The organism is Xanthomonas sp. CFBP 8443, assembly GCF_025666195.1.
GTDB lineage: Bacteria > Pseudomonadota > Gammaproteobacteria > Xanthomonadales > Xanthomonadaceae > Xanthomonas_A.
Map to the genome: position 1 here is coordinate 582,705 of NZ_CP102592.1, position 19,590 is coordinate 602,294.

Genomic DNA, 19,590 nt, shown 5'->3' on the forward strand with positions numbered 1-19,590 from the left:
CCCGCTCGGCCGTGTCCGCGTAGCCGAGCACGCAAATCGCCGCGCGAGGCGGCATCTCGCCGCGCGCGAGGAAGCGTCCGGCCTTTGTAGGAGCGGCTTTCAGCCGCGACAGATGGCTTCGAGGCGCAGCAGGCCAGCGGTGGCGGCCAAGCCGCTCCTAGAAGGATTGCCGTGGACCCACCGGATCCTCGTGCGGGAGCGACTCAGGCGCGACGGGCCTTGCCGTCGGGCGCGCCACTCCCGCAACACCGCGGCTACTTGCCCGTCATGCTCGGCAAGCCCTCGGCCGCCAAGCGGTCGATCAGCCGGTGCAGCACGCGCTGCTCTTCCTCGCTGAACGGCGCCAGCAGGCGGCGCTCGCATTCCAGCACCATCGGCGCGACCACCTGGTAGACCTCCACGCCCGCCGCCGTCAGGTGCAGTACCGAGCGGCGGCGGTCGTCGCCATGGGTCTCGCGCTGGATGAAGCCGCGCTCGAGCAGGCGCGCCACCGCGCGGCTCACCGCCACCTTGTCCATCGCGGTGCGCTCGGACACCTCGCCGGCCGACAGCCCCGGGTACAGCGCCAGCACCGCCATCACCCGCCATTCGGTCACCGCCATGCCGTAGCGCTCGCCGTAGACGCGGGCGATGTTGCTGCTGATCCGGTTGGACAGCACGCTGATGCGGTAGGGCAGGAACTGCTCCAGGTCGAGCGAGGGCTGCTCGGGAGCGGGTGGGGCGGAGGGAGCGATCGACGTCATGCTGCATTGCACCTTGCTGGTGGTTTCATTTGTAACTACAACGGAGGACACTACCGACCATTCTCGCGAGTCTGGCGTCCGTCCGCATCCGAAATTTCGGCCGGCCGCGGCCCGCGTCCTCCAGGAGACGAGCCATGAGCGCACAACCGCAGTATCCGTCCCAGCCGGCCAACCTGGGTATGCAGGTCACCACCTTCGAAAACCCGATGGGCATCGACGGCTTCGAATTCGTCGAATTCGCCGCGCCGGCCGGGCAGGGCGAACAGCTGCACGCCTACTTCCGCAGCATGGGCTTCAGCGCGGTGCTGCGCCATCGCAGCCGCGCGATCACCGTGTACCGGCAGGGCGGGGTCAACTTCCTGGTCAACGAGGAGCCGGATTCCTTCGCCGCCGACTTCGCCGCCGCGCACGGCCCCTGCGCCTGCGGCTTCGCGATCCGCTTCCGGCATCCGGCCGACGAGGTGTTCGCCAAGGTGCTGGGCAACGGCGGCGAAGCCATCGCCGACAAGGCCGACACCCGTGCGGTGCCGGCGCCGGTGGTCAAGGGAATCGGCGACTGCATGCTGTACCTGGTCGACCGCTATGGCGAAAAGGGGTCGGTGTACGCCGAGTTCGAACCGGTGCCCGGCGCCGAGCCGCACCCGGCCGGCTTCGGCCTGACCTTCATCGACCACCTGACCCACAACCTGTACTTCGGCAACATGCAGCGCTGGTCGGACTACTACGAGCGCCTGTTCAACTTCCGCGAGATCCGCTACTTCGACATCAAGGGCGCCAAGACCGGGCTGACCTCCAAGGCGATGACCGCGCCGGACGGCGTGGTGCGCATCCCGCTCAACGAATCGTCCGACCCGAAGAGCCAGATCAACGAATACCTGGACGCTTACCACGGCGAAGGCATCCAGCACATCGCCTGCTTCACCGACGACATCTACGAGACGGTGGAGCGCATGCGCGCGGCCGGGGTCGAGTTCCTGGATACGCCGGACGCATACTTCGAGGTGATCGACCAGCGCATCCCCAACCACGGCGAGGACGTGCCGCGGCTGGCCAGGAACAAGATCCTGATCGACGCCGACCTAGAGACCAAGCAGCGCAAGCTGCTGCAGATCTTCACCCAGAACTGCATCGGCCCGATCTTCTTCGAGATCATCCAGCGCAAGGGCAACGAAGGCTTCGGCGAAGGCAACTTCCAGGCCCTGTTCGAGAGCATCGAGCGCGACCAGATGAAGCGCGGCGTGCTCTGACGCGAAAAAAAGGCATGCGCCGACGCGGCAAGAGCCCCTCTCCCGACGGGAGAGGGGTTGGGGTGAGGGTACGGTGGCGCTATGAGAGTCAAACCGCCGCTCCCCACTTCAACGCTGCAGAACGCACGCTTGCTGCGTAGGGCCATGACCGATGCCGAACGCAAACTATGGAGTTGCCTGAGAGGCGGCCAGTTGCAAGGCGTCAAGTTCCGGCGCCAATATCCGATTCCTCCCTATGTCGCCGATTTTTGCTGTGTGGCGTCGAAGTTGATCGTTGAGCTGGATGGTTCGCAACATAGCGAAACGAGCGATGCGACAAGAACACGCTGGCTTGAGTCGCAAGGCTGGCGAATCGTCCGCTTTTGGAGCAACGATGTGCTGCTGTCGACGAATGCCGTGATCCAGGTGATTTGCGATGTTACGGCGGCGCCGTACCCTCACCCCAACCCCTCTCCCGGTGGGAGAGGGGCTTGATTTCGAAGGCCCAAGTGCATGCATGACCATCATCGCTACATGTCCGGCTTCGGCAACGAATTCGCCACCGAAGCCGTGCCCGGTGCGCTGCCGCAGGGGCAGAACTCGCCGCAGCGCGTGGCCCATGGCCTGTACGCCGAGCAGCTGTCCGGCACCGCGTTCACCGCGCCGCGCGGCGTCAACCGGCGCAGCTGGCTGTACCGGATCCGCCCGGCGGCGGTGCACGGTGCGTTCGCCGCCTACACGCAGGCCGGCGGCTTCCACAACGACTTCAACGCCGGGCCGGTGTCGCCGGACCAGTTGCGCTGGAGTCCATTGCCGCTGCCGCAGGCGCCGGTGGATTTCGTCGACGGCCTGTACACGGTGGCCGGCAACGGCTCGGCCGAGGCGCAGCATGGCGTGGCGGTGCATCTGTACGCGGCGAACGCCTCGATGCAGGACCGTTTCTTCTACAACGCCGACGCCGAGCTGCTGATCGTGCCGCAACTCGGGCGGCTGCAGCTGTGCACCGAACTGGGCACGCTCGAGGTCGAGCCGCAGGAGATCGCGGTGATCCCGCGCGGCGTGCGTTTCCGCGTCGCGCTGCCCGACGGACAGGCGCGCGGCTACGTGTGCGAGAACTTCGGCGCACTGTTGCGGCTGCCCGACCTGGGGCCGATCGGCGCCAACGGCCTGGCCAATCCGCGCGACTTCCTCACCCCGGTGGCCGCCTACGAGGACGCCGAAGGTGAGTTCGAACTGATCGCCAAGTTCCAGGGCCACCTGTGGCGCGCGCCGATCGCGCATTCGCCGCTGGACGTGGTCGCCTGGCACGGCAACTACGCGCCGTACAAGTACGATCTGCGCCGTTTCAACACGATCGGTTCGATCAGTTTCGACCATCCCGATCCGAGCATCTTCACCGTGCTCACCGCGCCCAGCGACACGCCCGGCACCGCCAACCTGGACTTCGCGATCTTCCCGCCGCGCTGGCTGGTGGCGCAGCACACGTTCCGCCCGCCGTGGTTCCACCGCAACGTGGCCAGCGAGTTCATGGGCCTGGTGCACGGGGTCTACGATGCCAAGGCCGAAGGCTTCGCGCCGGGCGGCGCCTCGCTGCACAACTGCATGAGCGGGCATGGCCCGGACGCGGCCACCTTCGACAAGGCCTCGCAGGCGGACCTGTCGCGGCCGGACGTCATCGCCGACACCATGGCCTTCATGTTCGAGACCCGCGCGGTGCTGCGCCCGACCGCGCAGGCGCTGGCCGCCGCGCATCGCCAGCGCGACTACCAGCAGTGCTGGCAGGGTCTGCGGCGCAATTTCCAAGCGCCCTGAGCGGCGCGGTGTGTGGCGTACCGGCCCTCCCGCACTGCGGACCGCGGGCCAGCGCCTGCAGCAGTGCGCTTAGGCGGTTTCCAGTTCCAGCGACGCGCGCGGCGGGTTGGCAGCACTTGTAGCGTGCGCTGCGCGTAGCGCCGGAGGTCATTTTCCGCGCGCCCCGACTACGTCGCGCACCGGTCCGCGCCGACCGAGGGTCAGCAGTAGGGCGGTGCGCTCAGGCGGCTTCCAGCGACGCGTGCAGCGGCGCGGGCAGCACTTCCAGCACGCGCTCGCGGATGCGCTGCGCGTAGCGCTCGGAGGTCATTTCCGGCATCGCGCGCAGGGCGTTCGCGATCGCCTGCAGCGTGGCCGCGTCCTCGCGCGCATCGCGCAACTGCTGCTGCAGCGGGCGCGAGGCCGGATGGCGCTGCAGTTGCAACAGGTCGAGCAGATACATGCGCGCGTTGAGCAGCGCGCGGCGCGGATCCGCTGGCGCCGCGGCCGGGGCTGCCGGAGCCGCGACCGGTGCGGCGGCGCGGCCATCATCCAGATAGCCCTGCTGCAAGAGCGCCTGCACGATCGCCGCGGCGTTGCTGCCGCCCAGCGCGGCCAATTCCTCGACGCTGCGCTGGCCATCGGCCAGGATCAGCACGCGCCGCTGGCGCATGTCCAGTGGCGCGGCGTGGGATTGCAGTGCCGCGAGGGCGAGGGCGGTCTTGCGCGGATGCATGGCAGTGGTACCGGAAGAGGCGCAGCTTCGCCTTTGGCGGTGAAACGCTGATGACAGGCGATGCGCGCTGCGCGGCGGCGAGTCGCGTGCGGGTACGAGGCGAGGCCAGTGTGAGGCGGGAAACTTCGTCTACGCACGGGTGTCGATGCCTTGCCTCCTGGGATGCCGGACGAATGCGATGCGCCGCATGTGCAGCAGCGTCCGCCGGCACCATCAACATCAACGCCACAACCACAACCACAACCACAACCACAACCACAGCGACAACGACAACGACAACGACAGCCAAGACCAATGCCAAGGCGCAGTTACAGCGCAGCCACGGGCACGGCTACGGCTAAGTCAAAGCCAAAGCCAAAGCCAAAGCTGCTGAGCCGGGTGGCGATAGCGAGGACGATGGCGGACCTGTGTCGTGATTCCGCAACGCCAGCCAGTGCATGCATCCGCCGCGCGCGCTAGCCTATGCGCTGCTCTTGCGAGGAACTGCGATGAAGCCGACCCTGCCCGCCGCCGCATTGCTGCTGCTCGCGCTGAGCGCTTGCGACACATCGCCGCCAGCATCGCCGCCGTCGGCGTCAGCGCCCGCCGCGGCGAACGACGACGCCTTGCCGCCGCCGCCACTGGACCAACCCGATACCGACGTGCCGCCGGCGCAGGCCCCGGCGGCGGCGATACCGCCGGAGATGGCGCCGGCCGAGCGCCAGCTGGCCCGCGCCGATGGCTACGGCGACCTGCGCCTGGGCATGAGCGCGGCGCAAGCGCGCACGGCATGGGGCGGCGAGCTCGACGGCCAGCCCGGTGAGCCTGGCGGCTGCTATGTCCTCAGGCCGCGCTGGGCCAAGGGCGGCAACGACTTCGGCCTGATGTTCGAAGCCGACAAGCTGGTGCGCTATGACGTGCGCACTCCCAAGGAGACCGCGCCGGGCGGCGGCAAGGTCGGCATGGACTTGGCGCAGCTGCGCGCGCTGTATGCCGGGCGCCTTGAGGAGCAGCCGCACAAGTACATCGAAGGCGGCAAGATCCTGCGCATCTCCAGCGCCGCCGCAGAGTCCGGCGTACTGGTGTTCGAGATCGACGCCGCGGGCAAGGCCAGCGCCTGGCGCGTCGGCCTGCCACCGCAGGTGGACTACGTCGAAGGCTGCGGCTAGCCGAGTCGCTGCAGGAGCGGCGCCGTCGCGAAGGGATATCGCGATGGATTTCACGAAAGCGCGTTGGGGGCCGATGGTCCAGCTACCGGAGCCACTCCCACAGCGCACCCAGCCAGTGCAGCGGCTTGACCGGTGCCTAGTGCACGAGGACAAGCTGGTCGATCAGATCAGCGCGACTTTGTAGGAGCGGTTTCAACCGCGACAGATACCGCGACGAGACGACAGGCTTCGGTAGCAGTCGAGGCTGAAACCCCTCCCACAGTGCACCCAACCAGCGCACCGCGACTTTGCAGGAGCGGTTTCAACCGCGACAGGTACTGCGACGAGGCAACAGGATTCGGCAGCTGACTGGACTGAGGCCCCCTTTACAGTCGCCGCAAGCCCCTGTGGGAGCGACTTCAGTCGCGACGAGCGAAGCGGTGGACCTGAAGCTCCAGGATGGCCGTCTGAACTGAAGGCCCCAGGCCATCTCTAACCCTCTGCAATTGCGCCCTTCCAACCGGCCGGCGCCTTCACAAACATGGTTCCGGTTGGTTCGATTGGCTGCCGCAACTTGCGCCAAGGCACCCGTTCGGCCGGGAAGACCGCCTGACCACCGATCGCCCCCCATTACCACGATGACGACCGCATCATCCGCGCTGCGCATAGAATCGCGCATCGTAACGGCGAGAGGATGGGCGATGGCGAGCGCGATCGGCTTGGTGCTGGTGGGACTGCTGTTGCTGGCCTTGGGTGGCGACTCGATCGTCAAGGCGGCGTCGGGCCTGGCGCAGCGCTGCGGCGCCTCGCCGTTTGTGGCCGGCCTGCTGCTGGTGGCGTTCGGCACCTCGTTGCCGGAACTGGCGGTCAATGCGCGCGCCTACGCGGTCGGCGCGCAGGACCTGGCGCTTGGCAATGCGGTCGGCAGCAACCTGGCCAACCTGGGCCTGACCCTGGCGCTGGCCGCGCTGGCGGCGCCGCTGCTGGTGCGCACGCGGCTGCTGTCGCCGCTACTGGCGGTGCTGGCGGTGGCGACGCTGGCGCTGATCGGCTTCGGCCTGGATGGAGCGATCGCGCGCTGGGAAGGCGCGCTGCTGTTGCTGGGTTTCGTCGGCGTGCTGGTGTTCCTGTTGCGCCGCGCGCGCAGCGAGGACGCCGCGCGCCAGCTCGGCCTGTCCGGCTATGCGGTGACCCGTACCGCGCTCGGCCTGAATCTGCTGCGCCTGCTGATCGCGATCGTGCTGCTGTATTTCGGCGCCAAGCTCGTGGTCGATGCGGCGCCGCGGCTCGGCGCCGCCTGGGGCCTGTCGCCGTTGTTGGTCGGCCTGCTGCCGGTCGCGATCGGCACCGCGCTGCCGGAAGCCGCCGCCGCGATCGCCGCGGCGCGGCGCGGGCAGGGCGACATGGTGGTCGGGCACGTGCTCGGCTCCAGCCTGTTCAACCTGCTGGTGGTGATCGGCGGCATGGCGGCGCTGCGTCCGCTGCCGTTGCCGGCCTCGTTCGTGCGCCTGGAACTGCCGGCGGCGGTCGCGCTCAGCGTGGTGCTGTACCCGATGCTGCGCGGCGATATGCGCATCAGCCGCGGCGAAGGCGCGGTGCTGCTGGTCGCGTTCCTGGCTTGGGTGGGGCTGGAAGTGGCGTTGGTGAGCTGAGGCGGGACTCGGGACTCGGGACTCGGAAAAGCGGGGAGCCTGCCAGGCGATGCCACTTGTAGGAGCGGCTTCAGCCGCGACCGGGCGTTACCGGCAATGCCCGGTCGCGGCTGAAGCCGCTCCTACAGGATCGCGCCAACCGCGGCACAGCCAGGTCGGAATCTTCTAGCGCTCGTCCTGCTGCGCCGGCGGCGGCAGCCCTTCCTTGTCGGCGTGGTCGCTGCCCGGCACCTGCGGCCGCTGTTCCATCATCAGCGACAGTGCGGCCTTGGCCATCATGTGCGCGCTGATCGGGGCGGTGATGAACAGGAACGCGGTGATCAGCAGTTCGCGCGGTTGCGGATCCTGGCCCAGGAACAGGTGGTAGCCGACCGAGGCCAGCAGCACGCAGCCCACGCCCAGGGTGCTGGCCTTGGTCGGCGCGTGCAGGCGCTTGAAGAAGTCCGACAGCTTCACCAGCCCCAGCGCGCCGAGCAGGATGAAGAAGCAGCCGACGATCAGCAGCAGCGACAGCCCGACCTGCAGCAGCCCGATCATTCGACGATGTCCCGGCGCAGCACGAACTTGCTCAGCACCACGGTGCTGCCGAAGCCGAGCATGGCGATCACCAGCGCGGCCTCGAAATAGATCGGCGAATCCAGGTACATGCCGAACAGCATCAGTTCGGCGATCGCGGTCACCGACAGCGTGTCCAGCGCCAGGATGCGGTCGGGCACCGTCGGCCCGCGCAGCAGCCGCCACAGCGCCAGCAGCATCGCCAGCCCCACCACGTGCATGCATACGGCGATGGTGCCCTCGATGAACATGTGGCCGGTCATGGGAAGATCTCCATCAGGGGCGCTTCGTAGCGCGTCTTGATCTGCCGGATCACGGTCTCGGCGTCGTCCAGGTGCAGCACGTGCACCAGCAGATACTTGCGGTCGTCCGACAGCGCCGCCGACACCGTGCCCGGGGTCAGCGTGATCATGCTGGTCAGCGCGGCGATGCCGTGGATGTTGGCGATGTCCAGCGGCACCCAGATGAAACCGGGATGGATCCGCGATTCCGGGCCCAGCACCTGCAGCGCCACCACCACGTTGGAGCGCACGATGTCCCAGGCGACCACGCACAGCATCTTCGGCACCGGGCGCAGCGAGCCGATGCGCGCGAACTCGCGGTCCAGGCGCGCGGCGAACAGCGGCACCGCCACGCCCAGCAGCGCGCCCAGCAGCACCTGGGCCAGGCTGAAGCTGTCGCTCATCAGCAGCCAGAACACGGTGACGGTGACGCTCAGCGGCCACGAAGGGAACAGGCGGCGCAACCAGGAACGGCGCATGTCAGGGCTCCCGCAGTGCCGGCGCGACGGCGCGCAGCTGGGTGGCGTAATCGGCCGGGCGCAGCAGCTGCGCCGCGGCGGCCTCGGTATAGCGCAGCATCGGCCCGGCGGCGATGGTCATCGCCACGCCGTAGCCGAGCAGCAGCAGCGTCGCCGCGGTTTCCAGCGGCCGCGCGCGCGCCTTGCGCGGTTGCGGCTGCGGCCGCTGTTCGAGGCTGTCGTCGTCGAGGCGCTGGTCGCCCGGCACGCGCCAGAACAGGCGCACGCCGGCGCGGGTCAGGCCCATGATCACCATCAGGCTGCTGAGCAGCACCGCGGCCCACACCGGGCCGACGTTGGCCGCCGGCGTGGCGCCGAGGATCGCGACCTTGGCCAGGAACCCGGACAGCGGCGGCAGGCCGGCGATCGACACCGCTGCGATCAGGAACAGCACGCCGGGCACGGTCTTGCCCGGCAGCGGCGCGATCACTTCCTTGCGGTCGCTGGCGTCGCCGCGGCGGCGCCGGATCAGGTCGGCGATCAGGAACAGCGCCGCGGCGACGAAGCTGCTGTGCGTCAGGTAGTACAGGCCGGCGCCGAGCGTGCCCGGCGCGTCCAGCGCGAAGGCGATGAACAGCGTCGCCGCCGACACGATCACCAGATAGCCGACCAGCACCCGCAGGCGCACCGCGGCCAGCACCCCGAGCGCGGCCAGCAGCAGCGTGCCGACGCCCAGCCACAGCAGCCAGTCGCGGCCGTAGCCGGCCAGCGCCTGCGCCTGGTTGCCCAGGATCAGCGTGCTGACCCGCAGTACCGCGTACAGCCCGACCTTGGTCATGATCACGAACAGCGCCGCCACTGGCGCCGGCGCCCGCGCATAGGTTTCCGGCAGCCACAGGTACAGCGGCAGCAGCGCGGCCTTGGCGCAGAACACCAGCAGCAACAGGCCGAAGCTGGCCTTGATCAGGCGCAGGTTCTCCGGCGGCGCCTGCGCGATGCGCTGCGACAGCTCGGCCATGTTCAGCGAGCCGAGCAACGCGTACAGCAGGCCCAGCGCGATCAGGAACAGGGTGGAGGAGGTGACGTTGAACACCACGTAGTGGAAGCCCACGCGCAGGCGCAGGCCGCGCCCGCCGCTGAGCAGCAGGCCGTAGGAGGCGATCAGCATCACCTCGAAGAACACGAACAGGTTGAACACGTCGCCGGTCAGGAACGCGCCGTTGAGGCCGACCAGCTGGAACTGGAACAGCGCGTGGAAGTGCGGCGCGCGCCGGTCCCAGCCGGCGCAGGCGTGCAGCAGGCAGGCCGCGGCGAGCAGGGTGGTGGTCAATAGCATCCACGCCGACAGGCGGTCGGCCATCAGCGCGATGCCCAGCCGCGAAGGCCAGTCGCCGAGCAGGTACACCTGCACCTGGCCGTCGCCGGCGCGCACGAACAGCGCGATCACCGCCGCCGCCAGCGCCGCCATCGACGTCCACGCCACCGCGCGGCGCACGTGGCGTCCGTAGCGGCGGTGCTCGACGAACAGCGACAGCGCGGCGCCGAGCAGCGGGATCAGGATCGGCAGGATCACCAGGTGGTTCATAGCGCGCTGCCGCCATCGTGATCGACGCGCGCATCGACATGGTCGCTGCGGTTGTCGCCGCGGCTGCGCATCGCCAGCACGATGCTGACCGCGGTCATCGCGAAGGCGATCACGATCGCGGTCAGCACCAGCGCCTGCGGCAGCGGATCGGCGTGCTCGGCCAGGGTCGGCGCGATGCCGTCGCGCAGCACCGGCGCCTTGCCCTGCACCAGCCGCCCGCCGGCGAAGATCAGCAGGTTGGTGGCGTAGGACAGCACGGTCATGCCCAGGATCACGTCGAAGCTGCGCGCACGCAGCAGCAGGTATACGCCGACCGCGGTCAGCACGCCGATGGCGCTCGCCAGTGCCAGTTCCATCAGCGCATCTCCCCGGTGCGTGCCGAGCGCTGCGCCGGATCGATCTGGCCGCGCTGCGACGCGCGGGTGCGCGAAGGCTTGACCGTGCCCATCATCGACAGGGTCAGCATGGTGCCGCCGAATACCACCAGGTACACGCCGGTATCGAAGCCCAGCGCGCTGGCCAGCGGGATGTCGCCGATCAACGGCAACTGCAGGTCGTAGTGGCCGCTGGTCAGGAACGGCACGCCGAACAGCATCGAGGCCATGCCGCTGAGTGCGGCCAGCAGCAGGCCCAGGCCGATGCAGCGGATGTAGTCGAAGCCGAAGCGCGACTCCACCGAGGCGGCGCCCTGGATCACGTACTGGATCAGCAGCGGCACCGCCAGCACCAGTCCGGCGACGAAGCCGCCGCCGGGCGCGTTGTGGCCGCGCAGGAACAGGAAGATCGACACGGTGAGGGTCAGCGGGAACATCAGCTGCGCCAGGTCGGCCGGCACCGGCAGCTTGATCGGCGGGCCGGGCATCACCTTCTCCGGCGCCATCCGCGCGCGCCGCAGCAGCGCATGCACCACCAGCGCGGCGATGCCGAACACGGTGATCTCGCCGAAGGTGTCGAAGCCGCGGAAGTCGACCAGGATCACGTTGACCACGTTGCGCCCATAGGCTTCCGGCAGCGCGCGCTGCAGCAGCTCGCCGGCCATCGTCGATGCCGGCCGGGTCATCACCGAATACGCCAGCAAGGCCATGCCGGTGCCGGCGGCGATCGCCAGCGTCGCATCGCGCAGCTTGCGCCAGCGCTGCGGCTCGACCGGAGAGGCCTTGGGCAGGTAGTTCATCGCCAGCAGCATCAGCACCAGCGTCACCATCTCCACCAGCAACTGGGTCAGCGCCAGGTCCGGCGCCGACAGGAACACGAACACCAGGCTCACGCCCAGGCCGCTGCCGCCGATCACCAGCACCGCCAGCAGCCGCTGCCGGTACAGGAACAGCGTGGCCAGCGCGCAGCTGACGATCAGCAGCCACAGCCCCCAGCCCAGCAACGGCATCGGCTGCGGGGCCGGCCACTGGTTCCACAGCGGCGGCGCGGCGACGAACGGCGCCGCCGCGACCACCACCGCGCTCAGCAGCAGCCAGCGCAGGCTGCGCTGCAGGCTGCCGTTGGTCAGCAGCCGGGTGAAGCGCGCAGCGACGCCGAACAGCGCTTCCACATGCCAGTGGAAGACCCGCTTGCCCAGCGAGCGGCGCGCCTCGGTGTACAGCGCGGTCAGCTTGCGCAGGCCGAAGTACAGCGCCACGCCGCCGACCACGCCGGCGAAACTCATCGCCAGCGGCGCGTTCCAGCCGTGCCACACCGCCAGGCTGTAGGCGGGCAGCGTCTCGCCGAGGATGGAGTGCGCGGCAGTGCGCAGCACCGGCGCCACGGTCAGCGCCGGTACCACGCCGACCGCCACGCACAGCAGCACCAGGATGTCCACCGGGATTCTCATCCAGCGCGGCGGCTCGTGCGGCATCGCGTCCAGCTGCCGCGGCCCGCTGCCGAAGAAGGTCTCGTAGACGAAGCGCAGGCTGTAGGCGACGCCGAACACGCCGGCCAGCAGCGCCGCGGTGGCGGTGAACACGCGCATCGCCGCCGGACCGCCGGCCTCCAGTGCCTGCGCGAAGAACATTTCCTTCGACAGGAAGCCGTTGAGCAGCGGGATGCCGGCCATCGACAGCGAGGCGATGATCGCCAGCGCGCTGGTGAACGGCATCCAGCGGCGCAGGTTGCCGAGCCGGCGCATGTCGCGGGTATGCGTCTCGTGGTCGATGATGCCGGCGGCCATGAACAGCGAGGCCTTGAACACCGCGTGGTTGAGGATGTGGAACACGCCGGCCACCACCGCCATCGGCGTGGACAGTCCGAACAGCATGGTGATCAGGCCCAGGTGCGAGATCGTCGAATACGCGAGCAGGCCTTTCAGGTCGTGCTGGAAGATCGCCAGCCAGGCGCCGGCCAGCAGCGTGATCGCGCCGATGCCGCTGACCGTGTAGAAGAACAGGTCGCTGCCGGCCAGCGCCGGATGCAGCCGCGCCAGCAGGAACACGCCGGCCTTGACCATGGTCGCCGAATGCAGATAGGCCGACACCGGCGTGGGCGCGGCCATCGCATGCGGCAGCCAGAAATGGAACGGGAACTGCGCGCTCTTGGTGAAGATGCCGAGCAGGATCAGCCCCAGCGCCCACGGATACAGCGCACTGGCGCGGATCGCATCGCCGGCGGCGAGCACCGCATCGAGCTGGTAGCTGCCGACGATGCGCCCGAGCAGCAGGATGCCGCCGAGCAGTGCCAGGCCACCGCCGCCGGTGATCACCAGGGCCATGCGCGCGCCGTCGCGCGCATCCTTGCGATGCGACCAGAACCCGATCAGCAGGAACGAACTGATGCTGGTCAGCTCCCAGAACACCATCAGCAGCAACAGGTTGCCGGCGATCACCATGCCCAGCATCGCGCCCATGAACAGCAGCAGATAGCCGTAGAAGCGCGCCACGTTCTCGCGCGCGCCGAGGTAGTAGTGCGCGTACATCACCACCAGCGCGCCGATCGCCAGCACCAGGCCGGCGAACATCCACGCCAGCCCGTCCAGGCGCAGCGAGAACGTCAATCCGATCTGCGGCAGCCAGGCATGGTCGGCGCGCACGATGCCGCCGTCCAGCACGGTCGGCGTCAGCGCGCCCAGCAGCACCAGCCCGGCCAACGGCGCGGCCGCGGCGACCCAGGCCAGGGTGGCGCGCGAACGATGGCGCAGGGCGACGATGGCCGCCGCCATCAGGAACGGCAAGGCCAGCAGGATGTCCAGGACGGGGATCATGCAGGGAATGCGAGATTCGCGAGCAGGAGCCCGAGTGTAACAGGCGCATCCCGGCGCTGGCCTGCGATGGTGGTCTGCGCATGCGAGGTCATTGCGCCACGATAGCGCAGGCAGGGTGATGCGTTTGCGAGCGCCGCGCCGCAGGCATTGGGCGTGGCGGCGCGCGCTCGCTATGCTTGTGCGATGACCGACGCGCCTGCCATTGCCGCTTCCTCCACGCTTGCACACGATCCGGGCGGGCGCGTGGCGCTGCTGTTCGGCGGCAGCGGCCAGATCGGCGAGCGCGTGGTGCAGGGCTTGCTGGCCGCCGGCTGGCAGGTGCATGCGTTCTCGCGCAAGCCGCAGCCGCCGCGCGATGGCCTGCATTGGCATCTGGGCGAACTGGGAGCGCTGCAGGCGCCGCCGCTGCAGGCCGATGCGATCTTCAGTTGCGGGCCGTTGGATGCGTTCGCCGATTGGTACCGGCGCACGCCGCTGTCCGCGCCGCGCGTGGTTGCGTTTGGTTCCACCAGTCTGGAGGTCAAGCGCGATTCGCTGGACGCCGCCGAGCGCGACGTCGCGCGGCGCCTGCGCGAGGCCGAGGCCACGCTGTTCGCCGTCGCCGCCGAGCGCGCCGCCGCCGCCACCGTGCTGCGCCCGACCCTGGTCTACGGCGCCGGCCGCGACCGCACGCTGAGCGCGATCGCGGCCCTGGCGCAGCGCAGCGGCTGGTTCGTGCTGCCGCGCAGCGCGCAAGGCCTGCGTCAGCCGGTGCACGTGCAGGACCTGGCCGAGGCGGCGCTGGCGGTGCTGGCGCATCCGGCCACGCATGGCCGCAGCTATGCGCTGGGTGGCGGCGAGGTGCTCAGTTATCGCGAAATGGTGCGGCGGGTGCTGGCCGCATTGCAGCCGCCTGCGCGGCTGCTGTCGCTGCCGCATGCGGTGTTCGCGCTGGCCCTGCGCATCGCCCATGCCGGCGGCCGCCTGCGCGGCATGAACCGCGCCGCGCTGCAGCGCATGGGCGAGGACCTGGTGTTCGACCTGGCGCCGGCGCAGCGCGATTTCGGCTATGCGCCGCGCGCGTTCGCGCCCGATGCGGCGATGCTAGGTTTGCCGCGCTGAGGCAGACGCAGACGCGGCGCCTGGCTCAGTAGCGCCAGCCCATGCGCCGATAGACCTTGGCCAGCACCCAGGCCGGTCCGATCAGCAGATACACCAGGTCGGTGAGGAAGCTGGGCTTGTGGCCTTCCAGCTTATGCCCGACGAACTGCGCGATCCAGGCCACCACGAACACGCCCAGCGCCAGCCACAGCAGGCCGTGCAGGCCGAGGTGCGCCTCCAGCAGCCGGCACAGGCAGCCGCAGAAGAAGAACGCCGCCAGCATGCCGTAGCCCAGCGGCCGCGACAGCCGGTTGTAGAACATCCACGCCGCGAACATGCCCAGCGCCGCCCACAGCCCGCTCTGGAACCAGCTGCCGCCGACCGGGATGCACCACAGCAGCGCCACCACCGACCACAGGATCGCCGGCACCGCCAGCACATGGATGCGCTGGTTGGCGACATTGCGGTGATCGTCGGAATAGCTGGCGAAGTAGCGGTCGATCGGGCGCGCGTAGGCGGTGGTATCCATCTTCCCTCCCAGGAACCGGGCCAGCATAGCGCCATCGGCGTGGCGATGCGGAGACGGCGGTGCGGGTCGGAGCCGCCCGAAATCCGGTGGGAGCGACTTCAGTCGCGACGAACGAAGCGCTGGATATCCGCGACTGGAAAAGCGTCGGGCTGAAGCCCTTCTACAAGGCAAGCACATCGAAGCCCAGCATCGACTGCGCTTGCGCAAGGGCTGTTGCGGATTTTGCGTTGTCCCTTGCTCCGGGGCGACGCCATCGGGTGGTCCAGAAGGCCATCCCCCATAGATTGCCGCGCTTCCTGGATGATCATGTGATGCGGCTTGCTGTGGGACCGCTGGCGTCGCCTGTGTCGCTGTGGGGCTCTTATCGTCTGGGTATCGCCTACTTACCGGCCCCCGAAGCGACCATGATGGAAGTCCTGGTCTATTCGGTTGTGAATTCCAGAGCCGTTACAGTCAAATTCCATTGGAGAAAACGTCCAGCTGCTGAGGCTCTACCCAGCCCTGGGCGCAGTCGCCTTCAGGGCGTGCGCCGTCTATCAGTGCGCATGCCTTGCCGCTTTTGTGCTGCGCGACGAAGGTGATCGGGCGGTCACCATACTGGTTGCAGATCGGCTTGCCTCGGCACGCGGGGATGCTGGCGACAGGGAGGCCCACCACGTAGTAGTAGGCCGATTGCTGGCCGGCATGCGCCGTCGCCTGCACGCACACGAACTGTCCATCGGAGAGGCGTGCATTGATCTGGGCTTTGCTGCCGGTCACCGGCAGGGTATCCAGCAGGGGCGCATCGGGTTCGGAAACGCCTGCGAAGAAGCCCTCCGCACTACAGTTCGTGGACAGCGCGATGTCGTAGAAATCGCCGGCTTCCATATTGCCTGCCGTGCAGCCGCGTCCCTTGGAAGCATCCTCGCACTGGACGTGCAGGGCTTTCGCGAAATTGGCGAGATCGTCGCCTTGCGAGGCGTCGGCAGGCAATGCCGCTGGTGGAGCGACCGACGCCTGCTCCTTCGATGTGTCCGGGTGCGTGGCAGCGGCAGCATTCATGCTGGTAGGGCGATTGCATCCAACCAATCCAATGACCGGCAGAGACAGCGCCAGAAAGAGAGCGTGGCGAAAGTAGCCAGACAAGTTGCTCATAAGAAGCAGAAACTCGGAAGCAAGGGAGAAGATTCGCAGCGAACTGCGGTGCTCTGCGCGTGACTGGTGCAGTGGAGCTTTGGCCCGTAGGTCTTTCCTTATCCTCATGGAGATCCATCGAGGGTGCTGCGTGTCCTTCGGTTCACAGGGATTGATCGTCCACCTTCACCAAGGTCCAACACGGGCGCTGGGCGAAGTGGTAGACCTGCTGATCGCTGGTGTCGGCCTTGCGGACCAGCACCTGGCGGCCGTCGGCGTTCTCGGAGACGACGACCTCGCGGCCGCCGCGACGCGCTTCATCCAGAGTCGGGATCACCGGCCACTCGACCTCGGCCAGCGGGACCTCGCGGCTCACCGGTGTTGGCTCCGGCTGGGCATCCGGATCTACCCGGATCATCGTCAGCGGGTTGGCCGTGGCCTTTTCCTGCACTGCGATGTCGGCGCTGAACCGATGGAGGAAACCGTCGAAATCGGCATCCGGACAACGGGGCGTGGCCTGGGCAGGGGCAGCGGCCGTCGCGGAGGGCAGCGAGGTGACGGCCGTGGACTCGCCCTGCTGCGGTTTGCACGCGGCAAGCACCACGCCAAGCGCAAGAGCGGTCGAAAGCATGCGTGCGAAGACCAACGGATCCTCCTGATCTGGTTGGATGGCATGACCCCAGTGGGGTGAGCAGCTTATGGAGGCAGGGTAAAGAGCCAGTGAATCCGCCGACGTGGCGGTGCGGCTGGATTGCCGGCGCGTGCTCGTGGCTCAGGCGTCCGTCGCCGCGCCAGGTATAGGCCAACCAGACGGGAGGTGCTGGCGAGCACGGACCTGGGAGGCCTGAGCAAACCCAGGCCCAGCCCTTGCGGCGCGCCGCTGGAGCCTCAGTCGATCGAGATGCCCGCCAGCCGCTGCAGCGCCTCGGCGTACTTGGCGCGGGTGCGGTCGATCACGTCCTGCGGCAGGCTGGGGCCGGGCGCGGTCTTGCCCCAGTCCAGCGTCTCCAGGTAGTCGCGCACGAACTGCTTGTCGTAGCTCGGCGGGCTGGTGCCCACTTGGTACTCGTCGGCCGGCCAGTAACGCGAGGAATCCGGGGTCAGCATCTCGTCCATGATGTACAGGCGGCCGTCGGCGTCGGTGCCGAACTCGAACTTGGTGTCGGCCAGCAGGATGCCGCGTTCGGCGGCGAAATCGGCGGCGAAGCGGTAGATGCGCAACGTGGCGTCGCGCACGCGCTCGGCCAGCTCGGCGCCGACGGTCTTGACCATCGCGTCGAAGTCGATGTTCTCGTCGTGGTCGCCGACCGCGGCCTTGGTCGAGGGGGTGAAGATCGGTTCGGCCAGTTTCTCGGCCTGGCGCAGGCCGTCGGGCAGTTCGATGCCGCTGACCTTGCCGGTGCGTTGGTAGTCCTTCCAGCCGCTGCCGATCAGGTAGCCGCGCGCGATCGCCTCCACCGGCACCGGCTTGAGCTTCTTGGTCACCACCGCGCGCCGCGCGTACAGCGCCGCGTCCACGCCGGCCGGCAGCACGCTGGCCACGTCGATGCCGGTGAGGTGGTTGGGCATCAGGTGCTCGGTCTTCTTGAACCAGAAGTTGGAGACCTGGCACAGCATCTCGCCTTTGCCGGGAATGGGGTCGGGCAGCACCACGTCGAAGGCGGACAGGCGGTCGGTGGCGACCATCAGCAGGTAGTCCCCGGGCGGGGCGTCGGCCGGCAGGCGTTCGCGGGGAATATCGAATACGTCGCGGACCTTGCCCCGGTGACGCAACGGCAGGCCGGGCAGATCGGATTGCAACAGCGTGGTGGACACAGGCGCTCCTACGGACTTCGCAATGGCGGCTGTCCCGGGACCCGGCGGGCCCGCGGCTCGACAGCGGGCCGCGTAGTGTACGGCCGGAAAGGCCCGCTGTGCCGTAAAATACGAGGCCTTGTCCGCCGAGCCCGCCCTCGCCCATGCACTGGTACGGAAAACTGCTCGGCGCGATCGTCGGGGCGCTGCTGTTCCGGCCCAATCCGGTGTTCGGCGCGGCGCTCGGGCTGCTGGTCGGGCACGCCTTCGACGCCGACTGGTTCAAGCTCGGCCAGCGCGACGACCCCTACCGCGAACTGGGCGTGACCCGCGACGCCACCGATGCCGAGATCGAGCTGGCCTACCGCCGGCTGATCTCCCAGTACCACCCCGACAAGGTCGCCGGCGCCAGCCCGGAGCTGCGCGCGCGGGCCGAGAAGAAGGCCAGCCAGCTCAACACCGCCTACGACCGTATCCGCACCCTGCGCAAGCGCTGAGACCTTCGCCATGTCCGACTGCATCATCTCCCCGTCCATCCTCTCCGCCGATTTCGCCCGCCTCGGCGAGGAAGTGGACAACGTCCTCAAGGCCGGCGCCGACTGGATCCATTTCGACGTGATGGACAACCATTACGTGCCGAACCTGACCATCGGCCCGATGGTGTGCCAGGCGCTGCGCAAGCACGGCGTCACCGCGCCGATCGACGTGCACCTCATGGTCGAGCCGGTGGACCGGCTGATCCCGGATTTCGCCGAGGCCGGGGCCAGCCTCATCAGCTTCCACCCCGAAGCCAGCCGCCACGTGCACCGCACGATCCAGCTGATCAAGTCGCATGGCTGCAAGGCCGGCCTGGTGCTCAACCCGGCCACCCCGGTGGACATCCTCGACTGGGTACTCGGCGACCTGGACCTGGTGCTGGTGATGTCGGTCAACCCGGGCTTCGGCGGCCAGGCCTTCATCCCCTCGGCGCTGGACAAGCTGCGCGCGATCCGCGGCCGGATCGACGCCAGCGGCAAGCCGATCCGGCTGGAGATCGATGGCGGGGTCAAGCCGGACAACATCGCCGCGATCGCCGCGGCCGGCGCCGACACCTTCGTCGCCGGTTCGGCCATCTTCAATGCGCCCGACTATGCCGCGGTGATCGCGCAGATGCGCGCAGCGGTGGCGGCGCGCTGACATGGCCGCGTTGCGCATCCGCCCTGCCACGGCCGACGACGCGGCGCTGATCCTGCGCCTGATCCGCGAGCTGGCCCGCTACGAGCGCGCCGAGGACGCGGTGCAGACCGACGAGGCCGGCCTGCGCGCCAGCCTGTTCGGCCCCGGCGCCACCGCGCATGCGCTGATCTGCGAAGCCGATGCGCAGCCGATCGGCTACGCGGTGTACTTCTACAACTACTCGACCTGGCTCGGCCGCAACGGCCTGTACCTGGAAGACCTGTACGTGGCCCCGGAACACCGCGGCGGCGGCGCCGGCAAGGCCTTGCTGCGGCACCTGGCCAGGCAGGCCGTGGCCGAGGGCTGCGGCCGCTTCGAGTGGTCGGTGCTGGACTGGAACCGGCCGGCGATCGATTTCTACGAAGCCATCGGCGCGCGGGCGCAGGACGAATGGACCGTGTACCGCCTGCAGGGCGAGGCGCTGGCCCGGTTCGCAGCCGGCTGAGCGGCGCCACCGGCGCAAAAGAAAAGAACCGCACTGTCGCCAGTGCGGCCCCTGGGAGAAATCGGAGGCTGAT

Annotated in this window: 21 protein-coding genes; 9 read left to right on the top strand and 12 right to left on the bottom strand. The window is 68.7% G+C overall.

Annotated elements, in window-relative coordinates; all coding sequences use genetic code 11:
* Nucleotides 1–254: 254 nt before the first annotated feature.
* The gene (locus tag NUG20_RS02350; RefSeq protein ID WP_263396865.1) at nt 255–743 is read right to left on the bottom strand and encodes a MarR family winged helix-turn-helix transcriptional regulator; all 489 of its coding nucleotides are present in this window, start codon (nt 741–743) and stop codon (nt 255–257) included.
* Nucleotides 744–922: 179 nt separating this feature from the next.
* On the opposite strand from NUG20_RS02350, the gene hppD reads away from it, so the two are divergent.
* The 3 genes from hppD to hmgA all read left to right on the top strand — a co-directional run bounded on the left by hppD (nt 923) and on the right by hmgA (nt 3,781).
* Nucleotides 923–1,990 carry a 4-hydroxyphenylpyruvate dioxygenase gene (gene hppD / locus NUG20_RS02355; RefSeq protein ID WP_263398374.1) on the top strand — a complete coding sequence of 356 codons (1,068 nt, stop codon included), beginning with the start codon at nt 923–925 and terminating at the stop codon, nt 1,988–1,990.
* Between the two features lie 144 nt (nt 1,991–2,134).
* A complete protein-coding gene (locus NUG20_RS02360; protein WP_263396866.1) occupies nt 2,135–2,464 on the top strand; it encodes an endonuclease domain-containing protein in 330 nt (109 codons plus the stop codon).
* A gap of 18 nt (nt 2,465–2,482) precedes the next feature.
* Nucleotides 2,483–3,781, top strand: a complete 1,299-nt coding sequence (gene hmgA, locus NUG20_RS02365) for a homogentisate 1,2-dioxygenase (protein WP_263396867.1) — start codon at nt 2,483–2,485, stop codon at nt 3,779–3,781.
* A gap of 220 nt (nt 3,782–4,001) precedes the next feature.
* On the opposite strand, the gene NUG20_RS02370 is transcribed toward hmgA, so the two are convergent.
* Nucleotides 4,002–4,496 (bottom strand): hypothetical protein, encoded by a 495-nt coding sequence (locus NUG20_RS02370; protein WP_263396868.1) that lies wholly within the window; start codon nt 4,494–4,496, stop codon nt 4,002–4,004.
* A 488-nt stretch (nt 4,497–4,984) separates the two neighbouring features.
* Here NUG20_RS02370 and NUG20_RS02375 point away from each other — a divergent pair, with 488 nt between their 5' ends.
* Nucleotides 4,985–5,644 carry a lectin gene (locus NUG20_RS02375; protein WP_263396869.1) on the top strand — a complete coding sequence of 220 codons (660 nt, stop codon included), beginning with the start codon at nt 4,985–4,987 and terminating at the stop codon, nt 5,642–5,644.
* A 680-nt stretch (nt 5,645–6,324) separates the two neighbouring features.
* The gene (locus tag NUG20_RS02380) at nt 6,325–7,275 is read left to right on the top strand and encodes a calcium/sodium antiporter (protein ID WP_263396870.1); all 951 of its coding nucleotides are present in this window, start codon (nt 6,325–6,327) and stop codon (nt 7,273–7,275) included.
* 165 nt (nt 7,276–7,440) lie between these two features.
* Here the strand turns inward: NUG20_RS02380 and NUG20_RS02385 are convergent, their stop codons facing one another.
* From NUG20_RS02385 to NUG20_RS02410, 6 genes are read right to left on the bottom strand one after another with little or no spacing between them, the layout of a single operon-like run.
* A complete protein-coding gene (locus NUG20_RS02385) occupies nt 7,441–7,812 on the bottom strand; it encodes a Na+/H+ antiporter subunit G (RefSeq protein WP_263396871.1) in 372 nt (123 codons plus the stop codon).
* Nucleotides 7,809–8,093 carry a K+/H+ antiporter subunit F gene (locus NUG20_RS02390; protein WP_263396872.1) on the bottom strand — a complete coding sequence of 95 codons (285 nt, stop codon included), beginning with the start codon at nt 8,091–8,093 and terminating at the stop codon, nt 7,809–7,811. The genes NUG20_RS02385 and NUG20_RS02390 overlap by 4 nt, the downstream gene beginning before the upstream one ends.
* Nucleotides 8,090–8,590, bottom strand: coding sequence for a Na+/H+ antiporter subunit E (locus NUG20_RS02395; RefSeq protein WP_263396873.1), 501 nt, complete (start codon nt 8,588–8,590; stop codon nt 8,090–8,092). Before NUG20_RS02395 ends, NUG20_RS02390 begins: the two co-directional genes overlap by 4 nt.
* A 1-nt stretch (nt 8,591) precedes the next feature.
* A complete protein-coding gene (locus NUG20_RS02400; protein ID WP_263396874.1) occupies nt 8,592–10,154 on the bottom strand; it encodes a monovalent cation/H+ antiporter subunit D in 1,563 nt (520 codons plus the stop codon).
* Entirely contained in the window at nt 10,151–10,510 is a 360-nt protein-coding gene (locus tag NUG20_RS02405; protein ID WP_263396875.1) for a Na+/H+ antiporter subunit C, read from the bottom strand. Before NUG20_RS02405 ends, NUG20_RS02400 begins: the two co-directional genes overlap by 4 nt.
* On the bottom strand, nt 10,510–13,341 hold the full coding sequence (locus tag NUG20_RS02410; protein ID WP_263396876.1) for a monovalent cation/H+ antiporter subunit A: 2,832 nt from the start codon (nt 13,339–13,341) through the stop codon (nt 10,510–10,512). The genes NUG20_RS02405 and NUG20_RS02410 overlap by 1 nt, the downstream gene beginning before the upstream one ends.
* A 183-nt stretch (nt 13,342–13,524) precedes the next feature.
* Between NUG20_RS02410 and NUG20_RS02415 the strand changes: the two genes are divergently transcribed.
* The gene (locus tag NUG20_RS02415; protein ID WP_263396877.1) at nt 13,525–14,442 is read left to right on the top strand and encodes an SDR family oxidoreductase; all 918 of its coding nucleotides are present in this window, start codon (nt 13,525–13,527) and stop codon (nt 14,440–14,442) included.
* A 25-nt stretch (nt 14,443–14,467) separates the two neighbouring features.
* On the opposite strand, the gene NUG20_RS02420 is transcribed toward NUG20_RS02415, so the two are convergent.
* The 4 genes from NUG20_RS02420 to NUG20_RS02435 all read right to left on the bottom strand — a co-directional run bounded on the left by NUG20_RS02420 (nt 14,468) and on the right by NUG20_RS02435 (nt 17,878).
* Nucleotides 14,468–14,950: an Mpo1 family 2-hydroxy fatty acid dioxygenase gene (locus NUG20_RS02420; protein WP_263396878.1), complete on the bottom strand. Its 483-nt coding sequence runs from the start codon at nt 14,948–14,950 to the stop codon at nt 14,468–14,470.
* Between the two features lie 453 nt (nt 14,951–15,403).
* Complete coding sequence (locus NUG20_RS02425; protein WP_263396879.1) at nt 15,404–16,084, bottom strand: hypothetical protein; 681 nt, start codon at nt 16,082–16,084, stop codon at nt 15,404–15,406.
* A 142-nt stretch (nt 16,085–16,226) separates the two neighbouring features.
* On the bottom strand, nt 16,227–16,694 hold the full coding sequence (locus NUG20_RS02430) for a hypothetical protein (RefSeq protein WP_263398375.1): 468 nt from the start codon (nt 16,692–16,694) through the stop codon (nt 16,227–16,229).
* 257 nt (nt 16,695–16,951) lie between these two features.
* On the bottom strand, nt 16,952–17,878 hold the full coding sequence (locus tag NUG20_RS02435; RefSeq protein ID WP_263396880.1) for a phosphoribosylaminoimidazolesuccinocarboxamide synthase: 927 nt from the start codon (nt 17,876–17,878) through the stop codon (nt 16,952–16,954).
* A 143-nt stretch (nt 17,879–18,021) separates the two neighbouring features.
* Here NUG20_RS02435 and NUG20_RS02440 point away from each other — a divergent pair, with 143 nt between their 5' ends.
* From NUG20_RS02440 to NUG20_RS02450, 3 genes are read left to right on the top strand one after another with little or no spacing between them, the layout of a single operon-like run.
* Nucleotides 18,022–18,354: a J domain-containing protein gene (locus tag NUG20_RS02440; RefSeq protein WP_263396881.1), complete on the top strand. Its 333-nt coding sequence runs from the start codon at nt 18,022–18,024 to the stop codon at nt 18,352–18,354.
* Between the two features lie 10 nt (nt 18,355–18,364).
* Nucleotides 18,365–19,033 (top strand): ribulose-phosphate 3-epimerase, encoded by a 669-nt coding sequence (gene rpe / locus NUG20_RS02445; protein WP_263396882.1) that lies wholly within the window; start codon nt 18,365–18,367, stop codon nt 19,031–19,033.
* Nucleotide 19,034: 1 nt separating this feature from the next.
* Entirely contained in the window at nt 19,035–19,517 is a 483-nt protein-coding gene (locus NUG20_RS02450; RefSeq protein ID WP_263396883.1) for a GNAT family N-acetyltransferase, read from the top strand.
* The last annotated feature ends 73 nt before the right edge of the window (nt 19,518–19,590 follow it).

What these genes read in the sequence shown, in the direction of transcription:
- NUG20_RS02415 (WP_263396877.1), top strand. Translation starts at nt 13,525, where the DNA reads ATGACCGACGCGCCTGCCATTGCCGCTTCCTCCACGCTTGCACACGAT.
- hppD (WP_263398374.1), top strand. Translation starts at nt 923, where the DNA reads ATGCAGGTCACCACCTTCGAAAACCCGATGGGCATCGACGGCTTCGAA.
- NUG20_RS02375 (WP_263396869.1), top strand. Translation starts at nt 4,985, where the DNA reads ATGAAGCCGACCCTGCCCGCCGCCGCATTGCTGCTGCTCGCGCTGAGC.
- hmgA (WP_263396867.1), top strand. Translation starts at nt 2,483, where the DNA reads ATGCATGACCATCATCGCTACATGTCCGGCTTCGGCAACGAATTCGCC.
- NUG20_RS02395 (WP_263396873.1), bottom strand. Translation starts at nt 8,590, where the DNA reads ATGCGCCGTTCCTGGTTGCGCCGCCTGTTCCCTTCGTGGCCGCTGAGC.
- rpe (WP_263396882.1), top strand. Translation starts at nt 18,365, where the DNA reads ATGTCCGACTGCATCATCTCCCCGTCCATCCTCTCCGCCGATTTCGCC.
- NUG20_RS02405 (WP_263396875.1), bottom strand. Translation starts at nt 10,510, where the DNA reads ATGGAACTGGCACTGGCGAGCGCCATCGGCGTGCTGACCGCGGTCGGC.
- NUG20_RS02400 (WP_263396874.1), bottom strand. Translation starts at nt 10,154, where the DNA reads ATGAACCACCTGGTGATCCTGCCGATCCTGATCCCGCTGCTCGGCGCC.
- NUG20_RS02430 (WP_263398375.1), bottom strand. Translation starts at nt 16,694, where the DNA reads ATGCTTTCGACCGCTCTTGCGCTTGGCGTGGTGCTTGCCGCGTGCAAA.
- NUG20_RS02425 (WP_263396879.1), bottom strand. Translation starts at nt 16,084, where the DNA reads ATGAGCAACTTGTCTGGCTACTTTCGCCACGCTCTCTTTCTGGCGCTG.
- NUG20_RS02350 (WP_263396865.1), bottom strand. Translation starts at nt 743, where the DNA reads ATGACGTCGATCGCTCCCTCCGCCCCACCCGCTCCCGAGCAGCCCTCG.
- NUG20_RS02440 (WP_263396881.1), top strand. Translation starts at nt 18,022, where the DNA reads ATGCACTGGTACGGAAAACTGCTCGGCGCGATCGTCGGGGCGCTGCTG.
- NUG20_RS02390 (WP_263396872.1), bottom strand. Translation starts at nt 8,093, where the DNA reads ATGACCGGCCACATGTTCATCGAGGGCACCATCGCCGTATGCATGCAC.
- NUG20_RS02360 (WP_263396866.1), top strand. Translation starts at nt 2,135, where the DNA reads ATGACCGATGCCGAACGCAAACTATGGAGTTGCCTGAGAGGCGGCCAG.
- NUG20_RS02420 (WP_263396878.1), bottom strand. Translation starts at nt 14,950, where the DNA reads ATGGATACCACCGCCTACGCGCGCCCGATCGACCGCTACTTCGCCAGC.
- NUG20_RS02380 (WP_263396870.1), top strand. Translation starts at nt 6,325, where the DNA reads ATGGCGAGCGCGATCGGCTTGGTGCTGGTGGGACTGCTGTTGCTGGCC.
- NUG20_RS02370 (WP_263396868.1), bottom strand. Translation starts at nt 4,496, where the DNA reads ATGCATCCGCGCAAGACCGCCCTCGCCCTCGCGGCACTGCAATCCCAC.
- NUG20_RS02410 (WP_263396876.1), bottom strand. Translation starts at nt 13,341, where the DNA reads ATGATCCCCGTCCTGGACATCCTGCTGGCCTTGCCGTTCCTGATGGCG.
- NUG20_RS02385 (WP_263396871.1), bottom strand. Translation starts at nt 7,812, where the DNA reads ATGATCGGGCTGCTGCAGGTCGGGCTGTCGCTGCTGCTGATCGTCGGC.
- NUG20_RS02450 (WP_263396883.1), top strand. Translation starts at nt 19,035, where the DNA reads ATGGCCGCGTTGCGCATCCGCCCTGCCACGGCCGACGACGCGGCGCTG.